The 12335-nt window shown below is 42.4% G+C and carries 13 protein-coding genes; 4 read left to right on the plus strand and 9 right to left on the minus strand.

Going from position 1 to position 12335, the window contains the following annotated elements; all coding sequences use genetic code 11:
• Positions 1-8: 8 nt before the first annotated feature.
• From ubiD to gatC, 9 genes are all read right to left on the minus strand, one after another.
• Positions 9-1487, minus strand: coding sequence for a 4-hydroxy-3-polyprenylbenzoate decarboxylase (ubiD, locus tag SALWKB2_RS05560; protein WP_025330690.1), 1479 nt, complete (start codon positions 1485-1487; stop codon positions 9-11).
• An 18-nt stretch (positions 1488-1505) separates the two neighbouring features.
• Positions 1506-2081, minus strand: a complete 576-nt coding sequence (pth, locus tag SALWKB2_RS05565; protein WP_025330691.1) for an aminoacyl-tRNA hydrolase — start codon at positions 2079-2081, stop codon at positions 1506-1508.
• A 46-nt stretch (positions 2082-2127) separates the two neighbouring features.
• Entirely contained in the window at positions 2128-2412 is a 285-nt protein-coding gene (locus SALWKB2_RS05570) for an RnfH family protein (RefSeq protein WP_306181055.1), read from the minus strand.
• Entirely contained in the window at positions 2402-2836 is a 435-nt protein-coding gene (locus SALWKB2_RS05575; protein WP_025330693.1) for a type II toxin-antitoxin system RatA family toxin, read from the minus strand. Before SALWKB2_RS05575 ends, SALWKB2_RS05570 begins: the two co-directional genes overlap by 11 nt.
• A 44-nt stretch (positions 2837-2880) precedes the next feature.
• Positions 2881-3864: a DNA polymerase III subunit delta gene (holA, locus tag SALWKB2_RS05580; RefSeq protein ID WP_025330694.1), complete on the minus strand. Its 984-nt coding sequence runs from the start codon at positions 3862-3864 to the stop codon at positions 2881-2883.
• The gene (locus tag SALWKB2_RS05585) at positions 3861-4346 is read right to left on the minus strand and encodes an LPS-assembly lipoprotein LptE (protein ID WP_025330695.1); all 486 of its coding nucleotides are present in this window, start codon (positions 4344-4346) and stop codon (positions 3861-3863) included. The genes holA and SALWKB2_RS05585 overlap by 4 nt, the downstream gene beginning before the upstream one ends.
• A gap of 18 nt (positions 4347-4364) precedes the next feature.
• Positions 4365-5807 (minus strand): Asp-tRNA(Asn)/Glu-tRNA(Gln) amidotransferase subunit GatB, encoded by a 1443-nt coding sequence (gene gatB / locus SALWKB2_RS05590; RefSeq protein WP_269146749.1) that lies wholly within the window; start codon positions 5805-5807, stop codon positions 4365-4367.
• 15 nt (positions 5808-5822) lie between these two features.
• Positions 5823-7307, minus strand: a complete 1485-nt coding sequence (gatA, locus tag SALWKB2_RS05595; RefSeq protein WP_232335891.1) for an Asp-tRNA(Asn)/Glu-tRNA(Gln) amidotransferase subunit GatA — start codon at positions 7305-7307, stop codon at positions 5823-5825.
• Between the two features lie 63 nt (positions 7308-7370).
• Positions 7371-7658: an Asp-tRNA(Asn)/Glu-tRNA(Gln) amidotransferase subunit GatC gene (gatC, locus tag SALWKB2_RS05600; RefSeq protein ID WP_025330698.1), complete on the minus strand. Its 288-nt coding sequence runs from the start codon at positions 7656-7658 to the stop codon at positions 7371-7373.
• Positions 7659-7848: 190 nt separating this feature from the next.
• Between gatC and SALWKB2_RS05605 the strand changes: the two genes are divergently transcribed.
• The 4 genes from SALWKB2_RS05605 to mrdA are packed head-to-tail and all read left to right on the plus strand — an operon-like array spanning position 7849 to position 12335.
• Complete coding sequence (locus SALWKB2_RS05605) at positions 7849-8886, plus strand: rod shape-determining protein (RefSeq protein WP_025330699.1); 1038 nt, start codon at positions 7849-7851, stop codon at positions 8884-8886.
• Positions 8887-8918: 32 nt separating this feature from the next.
• The gene (gene mreC / locus SALWKB2_RS05610; RefSeq protein WP_025330700.1) at positions 8919-9809 is read left to right on the plus strand and encodes a rod shape-determining protein MreC; all 891 of its coding nucleotides are present in this window, start codon (positions 8919-8921) and stop codon (positions 9807-9809) included.
• A complete protein-coding gene (gene mreD, locus SALWKB2_RS05615; protein ID WP_025330701.1) occupies positions 9802-10299 on the plus strand; it encodes a rod shape-determining protein MreD in 498 nt (165 codons plus the stop codon). Before mreC ends, mreD begins: the two co-directional genes overlap by 8 nt.
• On the plus strand, positions 10296-12335 hold the full coding sequence (mrdA, locus tag SALWKB2_RS05620; RefSeq protein WP_025330702.1) for a penicillin-binding protein 2: 2040 nt from the start codon (positions 10296-10298) through the stop codon (positions 12333-12335). Before mreD ends, mrdA begins: the two co-directional genes overlap by 4 nt.

The raw sequence follows: 12335 nt of genomic DNA on the forward strand, positions 1-12335 counted from the left end.
GAAAATAGCTATAAACCTAAATCTTGCCATATGGCGTCAACTTTAGCTATGGTTGCCGGATCCTTGTGTATTACTTTACCCCATTCACGGTTTGTCTCTCCGGGCCATTTATTGGTTGCATCCAGCCCCATTTTCCCGCCAAGTCCGCTAATCGGACTGGCAAAATCCAGATAATCAATCGGTGTATGATCGATTAGTGTTGTATCCCGCACCGGATCCATACGTGTGGTAATTGCCCAGATAACCTCTTTCCAGTCTCTTATATTAATGTCATTATCTACTACAATAATATATTTAGTATACATAAACTGACGCAGGTAGCTCCAGCAACCCATCATTACTCTTTTGGCATGTCCGGCATATTGTTTCTTTATGCTGACAACGGCCATGCGATATGAACAACCTTCCGGAGGCAGATAGAAATCAATAATTTCTGGAAATTGTTTTTGTAATAATGGGATAAACACTTCATTCAGTGCGACTCCCAGAATTGCCGGTTCATCAGGCGGTTTACCGGTATAAGTGCTGTGATAAATGGCATTTTCGCGCATGGTAATGCGTTCTACGGTAAATACCGGGAAATCATCCTGTTCATTATAATAACCGGTATGGTCTCCATAAGGACCTTCCAGTGCAGTCTCGTTCGGATAAATAACTCCTTCAAGAATGATTTCTGCCCGGGCAGGAACATGCAAATCATTTCCGATACATTTAACCAGCTCAGTACGCGATCCTCTTAATAAACCGGCAAACTGATATTCACTGAGACTGTCTGGTACCGGGGTGACTGCTCCGAGGATGGTAGCAGGATCACAACCCAGTATGACTGATACAGGATAAGGTTTGTTTGGATATTTTTGTTTAAAAGCCTGAAAATCCAGAGCACCGCCACGATGAGCAAGCCAGCGCATGATTAGTTTGTTTTTTTTCAGTAGTTGCTGTCGGTAAATGCCTAGATTCTGTCGTTTTTTTTCTGGCCCGCGTGTAACTGTTAAGCCCCAGGTAATTAGCGGAGCCGCATCTTCCGGCCAGCATTTTTGAATTGGCAATTGTGTTAAATCTACTTTATCTCCTTCTAGAATAATTTCCTGACAAGGTGCTTTTTTGACGATATGCGGAGCCATGCTCCATAAATCTTTGAGTAAAGGTAATTTGGAAAAAGCATCTTTGAATCCTTTAGGAGGATCCGGCTCTTTCAGGTAAGCCAGTGTTTTACCTATTTCACGTAATTGACTGGTATCGTCTGCCCCCATTCCCATGGCAACACGTTCCGGAGTACCAAAAAGATTAGCCAGAACAGGAAACTGGTATGTTGTTCCTGTCTGATTTATAGTATTTTCAAATAATAATGCCGGTCCCTGCTTTTGTAATACACGATCAGCAATTTCTGTTATTTCCAAATGTGGAGAAACTGATGTTTGAATCCGCTTTAATAATTGCTGCTGCTCAAGAACAGCAATGAATTCCCGCAAGTCACGATATTTCATAACATGATCTTTCAAATTTTACTTGCTGTGTAATTGTTGCTGCGCCCTGCCGAATTCTCCTTTTAACAGCAGGGGTATAGCATTTAGAGATTTGTGTAAAGCTTCGTCTATCAAAACTTTTTCTTCAGCCAATGGTTTATGCAATACATAATGGACAACAAGATTACGATCACCCGGATGACCAATTCCTAGTCGTAGCCGGTAAAAATCTGCGGTGCCCAGCCAGGCCTGTATATCTTTTAGTCCGTTATGACCGCCATTTCCTCCACCTTTTTTAAACCTGATCTGGCCGCAAGGAATATCTAGCTCATCATGAATTACCAGTATTTCCTCAGGTGATATTTTGAAGAATTTGGCTATAGATTGCACGGATGTGCCTGATTTGTTCATGTATGTGGAAGGTTTAAGCAGCCAGATTTCATTTTCGGGTAAGTTAACTTTTGCTACTTGTCCAAAAAATTTTTTTTCTTCTTTTAAGCTGATTTTCCATAACCTAGCAAGTTCATCAACGAAATCAAAACCTATATTATGCCGTGTATGTTCATATTCTGTGCCCGGATTGCCCAAGCCAACTATTAGCCTGATATGAGACATGTATATTCCTCGGGAATTACAAACTGTTTAAAAGTTAACTGGAAAACTATTCTTTTTGCTTTGCACGCCGTCGCCGGTTTTCTTTCGGATCAATCAGTAACGGTCGGTAAACTTCAATTCGATCCCAATTGGATAATATATAATCATCATTAACTTTTTTACCGAATATACCAATGGGTGCTGCATAGAAATCAGTTTGTGGAAATTTTTCTGGTAAATCTGACTGTAATAATACCTGACGTGCACTGCTTCCTGCCGGAACTTTTCCCTGCCAGAGATGCTGATAATCAGTGGTGGCATATACTGCTTCAACAATAATTTCAGTCATCATAGCGTCTGTCTGCTTCCTTAATAAAAGCATCAACCAATGTTGTAGCGATAATGTTAAAGACTGGGCCTATTAGTGCTGAAAGTACTGCATTGGAGAATTCATATTCCAGACGAAAATCGATTTTACAGCCCAGATCATCGATAGGAGTAAATTGCCAGATGCCTTCCAGTTTGCGAAAAGGACCATTAAGTAAACTCATCTGGATTTTATTTGGTCTTTGATTAATGTTTCTGGTAGCAAATGACTGACGTATTTTCATATAGTCCATGTACAATACAGCTTCCAGAGATTGTTCATCCCGTTTGAGAATATCCGTACGATTACACCAGGGTAAAAACTTAGGATAATCTTCAACTGTGTTGACCAGATCAAATATGTGTTCGGCACTATGTAGTACTAAAACGCTTTTTTCAACTGTTTTCATCATTATTGGATCAATAGTTTAACGGTGAGTTACCAGAATAATGTTCAGATGGTCAGAGACAGAAAAAGATGTTTGATTTCTGCCCATGCATTACCTTCTTCTGCACCTTTAATTTGTCGGTCGATATACGCACATACCTGTAAAGCTTCAAGAAGACGTCTGATGCCGATACGTCTGGCAGCCTGTGGTGCTAAAGTCTGTTTTTCACCCCATAAACGCAGGCTCTGACGCATTTCACTGATTGATTTACCTTGCTTTAATGCTGCAAGTAAGCGTATGAGAGTACGAATATCCTCACTGATAACCCATAATAATAGTACCGGTTCATTTCCCTCCGATGCAAGACCTTCCAGTAAACGTAATACGCGTTCTGAGTTTCCGCTCATCCATGCTGCTGACAATTGAAAGATATCAAAGCGTGCTACGTTGGCTACTGCTGTCTGTGCGTCATCCAGAGTAACGGTATGTCCGGCCGGATGAATTAGAGCCAGTTTATCGATTTCCTGCTTTGCGGCTAAAAGATTGCCTTCTACTTTCTCTGCAAACAGGGCAAGTGCATCATTATCGATATTCAGATTCTGAGCCGCCAGCCGATTTTTTATCCACTGAGGTAATGCATTTTGATTAATTGATTTTGCATCAAATATCTGAGCATTTTTTGCCCAGCTTGAAAACCATTTACTCTGTGTTTGTAATCGTTCAAGTTTAGGAAGTATTAAAAGCAGGCAAGTATTTTCCGGCAATTGTTCAGCCAATTGTTGTAATACTGCGGCTCCTTCTTTGCCGGGTTTACCAGAGGGAATATGAATTTCCAGTAATTTTTTATCAGCAAATAATCCAACGGAATGAACTGAGGACAGAAGTGATGCCCAGTCGAATCCGGTTTCTATATTGATAACTTCGCGCTCATTATATTGCTGACTGCGTGCAACTGAACGGATAGTATCTAAAGCCTCTATTCGCAATAATTCTTCTTCACCGTGAATCAGATATGCTGCAGACAGAGGCTGGACTGATAAATTACTCATTCGTTAGTAGTTACAGGCAGAAAAGCCAGGCGACGTACAATTTGTTCTGCAGCATCGGTACGCATATCATGCCAAATCATACGTTGTTCATCTTCTTTGGCCAGTACCTCATGATCAGAATAATCCATATAACGGTGTACTGTGACTTGTATCGGATCGCCTAGTGGCTGATCATTATGATAGGCTTGTACATTCACTTTCAGTGTGAGCAGATATTCACTGGCTCCGCCAGATAAATCTACTGCTGATGTAGAAGAATCCTGTGTCGCTGAAATGACTTTTACCACTACATCTGGATGTTCAGTATCCACAATTACATTAGGCTGCCGCCGCAATACGATTTCCAGAGCCCGCTGCATACTACCGCCTTCAATCTTCCAATTATGGTATGGCATGGGTGTGTCGAATCCGGAAGTTCCTTTCAGATGGAATCCGCAGCCTGTTAATACAAACAGAGTAGCCAATAGCAGCCATTTTTTCATGTTTGAACCTTATCTTGCTTATGCCAGTTTGCTATGCAGTAAAGACTGAACTTGCTGAGGGTTGGCTTTACCGCGAGAAGCCTTCATTACCTGCCCTACGAGAGCATTAAATGCTTTTTCCTTGCCGGATTTGAATTCTTCTACAGATTTCTGATTATTAGCGAGTACTTCATCAATAATTTTCTCAATGGCACCTGTATCCGTCATCTGTTTCAAACCATCACGTTCGATAATGGCATCAGCAGTAAGATCACTGTTCCACATGGTTTCAAATACCTGTTTAGCCAGTTTATTGTTTAAGGTATTATCCGCAATTCTATTTGTTAAACCGGCAAGACGCTCAGCACTAATCGGGCTTTCAGAAATATCTATTCCGGCTTTATTCAGAGCAGCTGCAAGTTCTCCAAGCATCCAGTTAGCAACCAGTTTACCGTGACCATGAAGTTTTGCAGCCTGCTCAAACCAGTTTGCCTGTATATGATTGCTAGTTAATAATCTTGCATCATAATCAGAAATACCATATTGATCGATAAAGCGACCGGCCATCTCTTTAGGCAGTTCAGGCATGCCCGCTTTGGCTGCATCCAGCATGGTATCAGTAATGATCACTGGTAATAAATCAGGGTCAGGAAAATAACGGTAATCATGAGCATCTTCTTTACTGCGCATGGCGCGAGTTTCACCCTTGTTCGGATCAAACAAACGTGTTTGCTGAATGACTTTACCGCCGTCTTCAATTAATTCAATTTGTCGTTCCACTTCATAATTAATGGCTTGTTCCAGAAAGCGGAATGAGTTCAGATTTTTAATTTCACAACGGGTGCCAAATTCAGTCTGTCCTTTCGGACGTACTGAAACATTGGCATCAATACGGAAAGAACCTTCTGCCATATTACCGTCACATATGCCTAACCAGGTTACCAGGCTATGCATTGTTTTAGCATAAGCAACAGCATCTGCTGCTGAACGCATTTCCGGTTCTGACACGACTTCCAGTAACGGAGTACCAGCCCGGTTTAAATCGATTCCGGTATAGTGTTCAAATTCATCATGGATGGATTTACCGGCATCTTCTTCCATATGAGCTCTGGTAACATTAATGGTTTTAACTTCATTACCAACCACGATTTCAAGTTTTCCGTGCTCAACTATCGGCAAATCAAGCTGACTAATCTGATAACCTTTAGGTAAGTCCGGATAAAAGTAGTTTTTCCGGTCAAAAACATTTTTCCGGTTAATATTCGCACCTAAAGCCAATCCAAGTTTAATGGCCTTGTTTACCACATCACGATTCATTACTGGTAAGGCACCAGGCAGTGCGCAATCCACAACATTGGCCTGAGCATTGGGTGCTCCGCCAAATGCAGTAGATGATCCACTAAAAATTTTGGAACGCGTGTTTAACTGAACGTGGATTTCCAGACCGATTACTGTTTCCCAATTCATTCTGTCTTCTTTCAATTCGTATACTGGCAATTATTGTACAAATGGAGTTCTGGTATGCCAGTCACTATATTGCTGAATCTGGTGTGCAATACCTAGCAGACGGCTTTCTGCGAAATAATTACCGATAAGCTGAGCGCCTACGGGTAATCCGCTTGTGGTAAATCCTGCCGGCAGAGAAATACCCGGCAAACCGGCAAGATTTAAAGAAACGGTGTAAATATCTGAAAGATACATTTCAACAGGATCACTATTATGGCTTTCTAATAATGGTGCTGCAGTAGGCGCAACCGGAGCCAGAATAATATCGCACTGTTTTAATGCTGCCTGGAAATCGTTTGCAACCATTCTGCGTAATTTTTGTGCTTTCAGGTAGTAAGCATCATAGTAACCGTGAGATAAAACATAAGTGCCTATCATAATGCGGCGTTTTACTTCAGACCCGAAACCTTCGGCGCGGGTATTACTGTACATTTCGTCCAGATTACCGAATTCAGCAGCACGATGTCCATAACGAACACCGTCGTAGCGTGATAGGTTTGTACTGGCTTCAGCTGAAGCCAGTACATAATAGGCAGGAATGGATAGTTCTGTATGTGGTAAAGTAATATCTACAATTTCCGCACCCAGTTTTTTGAGTACTTCTACAACACTATCAATTGATGCATGTACTTGTACGTCCAGACCTTCGCCAAAAAATTCGCGCGGCAGACCTACTTTTAAACCTTGTAACGATTGATTTAAATCGCGGGTATAGTCCTCTTTATTACGCTCTATACTGGTAGAGTCCCGCTCATCAAAACTCGCCATACTATTCATTAACAAGGCGCAATCTTCTGCTGTTTGAGCCATTGGTCCGGCCTGATCAAAACTGGAAGCATAAGCAACCATACCGAAACGGCTAACTACACCATAGGTGGGTTTCAAACCAGTAATACCACAGTGTGAGGCAGGCTGACGAATGGAACCGCCAGTATCTGAACCCAGCGCAACCGGTGCTAGCCGCGCAGCCACGGCTGCTGCTGAACCACCTGAGGAACCACCCGGAACATGATTAAGCTGCCACGGATTGTGAGTTATACCATAGTAGGAAGACTCAGTTGTTGAACCCATGGCAAATTCATCCATATTGGTTCTGCCTAAGGTTACCATACCTGCATCAAGCAAATTCTGAACTACTGTTGCTGTATAAGGTGCAGTAAAAGTATCCAGCATTTTGCTGGAACAGGCACTGCGCCATCCCTGTTGGCAGAATATATCTTTATAGGCTATGGGTACACCGGTTAATACATTTGCTGAACCCTGCGCCAAACGTGCATCAGCAGCCTTAGCTTCAGCAATAGTGCGTTCTTTATCCAGTGTGATATAGGCATTAAGACTGGTATTTTCACTTTCAATTGCAGCCAGATACTCCTGCGCCAATTCGACAGCTGAAGCCTGTTTTGATTGCAGTAAGTCACTGCACTGTTTTAATGTATAATTTTTTGGCATAGTGGTTATATAACTTTCAGGCAACATTGTCTGTAGTTACCTGCAATAAATTTAAATATGAATGAACAAGTCATTGTGGTAAGGGTTGAGTTATTCAATAACCTTAGGTACAAGATATAAATCTCTGTCTACTAGTGGTGCGCATGACTGGATTGCATGATGCTCGTCTTTTTCAGTAACTGCATCGTCGCGTAAACGCAAGGCCAGTTCATGCGGGTGTGCCATCGGTTCAATCCCGTCAGTATTGACTTCCTGCATTTTTTCGACCAGATCGAATACATGGTTCAGCTCTGTCAGCATGTTATTTCGCTCTGCTTCTGAAAGACTCAAGCGAGAGAGGCGTGCGAGCTTATCTACATCACTTAATGTTAAAGCCATCAAAAATCCTTAAATTTGATTTAGCAAAACGGGCAAACTGCGGTATCATTGCGCGTTCTGATTCGGTTGTTACATAATATAGAATTATAACCGAAAACCCTATTCTTTGGCGTACTGATTTGCTGAGTACAGTGCGCCGCAAAACTGCTTTTGCCATACTTATAATTTAAAAGTTCATTAGGACATCCTCATGTTTCGCTTTTTTTCCAAATATTTATCCAATGATCTGGCTATTGATCTTGGTACTGCTAACACTTTGATTTTTATTAAAAACAAAGGTATTGTTTTAAACGAGCCGTCTGTGGTGGCCGTGCAAAATGACACCATAAATGCTAAAAACGGCATGCTAGCTGTGGGAACAGCTGCAAAGAAAATGCTGGGGCGTACGCCGGGAAGCATCCAGGCAATACGACCTATGAAAGATGGTGTGATTGCTGACTTTAATGTCACTGAAAAAATGCTCAAGCAGTTTATCAAAAAGGTAAACAACAGCCGATTTACTGCTCCCCGAATCGTTATTTGTGTTCCATGCGGTTCAACTCAGGTAGAACGTAAAGCTATTCGTGATTCAGCTTTAGCAGCCGGCGCATCGATTGTAAATCTAATTGAAGAGCCTATGGCAGCAGCAATTGGTGCGGGTTTGCCTATTGAAGAACCAACTGGCTCAATGGTCGTGGATATTGGCGGCGGAACAACAGAAGTTGGTGTGATTTCTTTATCTGGTGTCGTTTATTCTCACTCAATCCGCGTAGGTGGTGATGCATTTGATGATGCCATTATTAACTATGTGCGCCGCAATTATGGCATGCTGATTGGTGAATCTACTGCTGAAGAAATTAAGAAAAATATCGGTTCTGCTTTCCCCGGTATGGAAGTAAAAGAAATTGAAGTAAAAGGACGTAATCTGGCAGAAGGTATTCCGCGTGCTTTTACAATCAGTTCAAATGAAGTTTTGGAAGCACTGACTGAACCACTTAATCAGATTGTACAGGCAGTTAAAAATGCTTTGGAGCAGACTCCCCCAGAGCTGGGTGCGGATATTGCCGATCGTGGTTTGGTATTAACCGGAGGTGGCGCTTTACTTAAAGGTTTGGATCGTTTGCTTTCTGAGGAGACCGGCTTGCCAGTTATGATTGCAGAAGATCCGCTGACATGTGTTGCACGGGGTTCTGGTCATGCATTAGATATGATTGGTAAAATGAACTCTGTATTTGTATCCAATCCGTAAATGCAGCACTGTTTGTCAGATATAAGATAATAATGGCAGAGCCTTCACTCAATTTTGTACACAATGGTCTGCGCAGTACCAGTAAACTGGTTGTACTGTCGCTGTTAGCAGTTGTATTGCTGTTGCTTGATAACCGGTATGATGTGGTTAAAATTAGCCGCAATTATATCGGTACGGCATTATATCCGTTACAGTGGCTGGCTATGCAGCCGGTTAATGCTGTATCTAATGGTATGGTGTTTCTCGAAAAGCAGCAGAATCTGAGCGATGAAAACAAATTGTTGAAGGCTCAAAATGCGCAGCTTAAATTACAAATTAGTCAGCGTGACGTACAGTTAAAATCAGTAATCAGTCTTGATCATCTGACTCAGCTTCAGAAAGCAGCATTACCTCAGGCACAGGTTGCACAGATTGTATCAAGTGATACTAATCCGCTGACTGACCGCTTCATTATAGATAAAGGCAGTCATCATCAAATTCGACAGGGTGATGCCGTAAGTGATGAACATGGTCTGATTGGTCAGATTACAGCTGTTCAGCCATTGAGTTCTGAAGTGACACTAATTACCAATAGTAATGCAGTTATTCCGGCGATGGTAATGCGTACTGGAGTACGCACACTGGTTTATGGCCGTTCAGGTAGTTTGGATCTGCGTTACTTTCCGGCTAATGCCAGCCTGTTACGTAATGATTTACTGGTTACTTCAGGCATGGATAGTATTTATCCTGCCGGAATACCTATTGCCACTGTCATACAAGCGCAGAGTGGTAATGGTTCACCCTATTACCGGACACAAATTGAACCTGTAGCGCAACTGCGCAATAGTAATTTTGTGCTGGTTATCCCGCAAAAGCATGCGCAGATAGTTGATCATTATGCTGATGCAACAGCCACTAATACTTTATCCATCAATCATGACTGAAGTTGACAGCTTGCACCGCCATACCAGAAAAAGGCTTATTGTACTAAGCTTAGTAATTGCATTATTTCTGGATCTGATTCCGTTTCCTCAGCCTCTGGCTGGCTGCCTACCTGCATTTACAGCCATGATGACATTGTATTGGAGCTTGCACCGACCACAAAATATCGGTATCGGTATGGCTTTTGTATTAGGACTGCTCTTGGATGTGGGAATTGGTACTCCGTTCGGGCAACATGCATTAGGCTTGATGGCAGCTGTCTATTTGATTGAACAAAACAGGCATCAGATGCTTGGTTATTCTTATGCTTACCAGGCTCTGACTATTTTCGGCAGTCTGATGCTAATGACTCTGATTTTAGTCGTTGTACACTTCTTTTCTACCCATCAGTTTAGTGGCTGGAATCTGTTTGTTTCACCATTTATCAGTGCTCTGCTCTGGCCTCTTTTATCTAAATTCATGCTTTATCTCGCCTATTCAAGACGTCTATGAAAGCACTGCAATTCCGAACTAAAAAAAAGCGTGTATCTAAACCTGCGCAAAATGGCGATCTCGGTTTACGGATTGCAGTAGCCTTTGCTTTGATTATTATTTGTTTTTCTATGCTGATTGCCAGGTTTGTATACTTGCAAGTAATCAAATATGATGAATATGTCATTGCCGCTACTAATAATCGTATCTCATTAATTCCTACACCACCCATTCGTGGAGAAATAGTTGATGTTAATGGCGTGGTACTGGCACATAATTATCCGGCTTATTCTCTTGAGATAACCCCTAATCAGATACCGGGTAAACTCGAAGATACAATTAATGCCTTGCGCAACTATGTGGACATTACCCCCAGCGATATGAAGCGGTTTAATAAATTCCGGGCAGAATACCGTTCTTATGAAAAAGTACCTTTAAAACTTAAGTTAACAATGGAAGAAGCCAGCCGTCTGGCGGCTGAACTTTATCGTTTTCCGGGTGTTGAAATTAATGCGCGAACATTTCGCGATTATCCTTATGGCGAATTACTTGCTCACATCGTAGGCTATATCGGCCGGATCAGCGACCGCGATATGGCAGCTCTCGACAAAGCTGAACTGACAACACTTTATCGTGGTAGCACTCATATAGGAAAAATGGGGCTGGAAGAATACTATGAACGCCAATTACATGGTATTCCGGGTTATCGTGAAGTTGAAAAGGATGCGCAGGGACATATTGTTCGTACTATTAAAACAGTGCCGGCAGTGCCCGGACAAACGCTTCGTCTGGGACTCGATATCCGTGTACAGCAAGAAGCAGACCGGTTGATGGGTGATAAACGTGGTGCTTTAGTTGCTATTAATCCGCAAACGGGTGCGATACTGGCTATGGTATCCAAACCCAGCTATAACCCGAATCTGTTTATTGATGGAATCGATACTGATACGTGGAAAAGTCTGAATGAAGACTGGCGTCACCCGCTTTTAAATCGTGCGACTCAGGGTATGTATCCTCCCGGATCTACATTTAAGCCTTTTCTGGCAATGGCTGCCTTGGAAAGTGGCAAACTGACTCAGAGTACAGTTTTACCTGCTCCGGGGTTTTGGAGTATTCCCGGATCAACCCATCAGTTTAGGGATGCTGCGCGAGGTGGCCATGGATCAGCCAATCTGAATAAAGCTATTCAGGTTTCGTCAGATACATTTTTTTACCGTCTGGGCTATGAAATGGGGGTGGATCGTATGTCACCTTATTTAGCTGAGTTTAATCTTGGTAAGCAGACGGGTATTGATATAAATCATGAATATGCTGGTGTATTGCCAACACGCGCTTGGAAAGAAAAAAGATTTGCCCGCTCTAAACCTCAGGCACGCGTATGGCAGCCGGCTGATAGTGTGAGCATGGCCATCGGTCAGGGCTATAATGCGTATACTCCTCTGCAGATGGCTTTTGCTACAGCAATTCTCAGTAATGATGGTGTGGTTTACCGCCCTCATCTGGTTCAGGCATTACTTGACCATAATTCGAAAAAAATGACTTTAATCGACCCGCAACCAGTTAGAACTGTCCCTTTCAAACGTGGCAATTTTGAATATGTTAAAGATGCTATGCAAAAAGTATTAAAACCGGGTGGTACGGCTGCGGCAGTAGGTTCTGGGCTGGCTTATACTATGGGCGGCAAAACCGGTACTGCTCAGGTCGTACAGATTAAACAAGGTGCACGTTATAATGCGGCAGCATTAAAACTACAGCTGAGAGACCATGCATGGTTTATTGCATTCGCGCCTGCAGATAAGCCACAGATAGCGATTGCAGTTATTCTTGAAAACAATGGTTGGGGTGCTACAGCAGCCCCTCTGGCTCGTCAATTAGCTGATTTTTATCTTTTGAAATTAAAAAATCTCCCTAGTGCAAAAGAAGCAGCTAATTCTGCAGACTTACCGGTGAATGATTTATCCAATAATGCCATGATGGATGCAAAACAACATAATGAGCATAGTCAGACTGACTTACCTCCGTTATTGCGTGCTTATCGTCCTCAGCCAGGCCTGTGA

This window comes from Snodgrassella alvi wkB2 (assembly GCF_000600005.1).
In the GTDB taxonomy this organism is placed as follows: domain Bacteria; phylum Pseudomonadota; class Gammaproteobacteria; order Burkholderiales; family Neisseriaceae; genus Snodgrassella; species Snodgrassella alvi.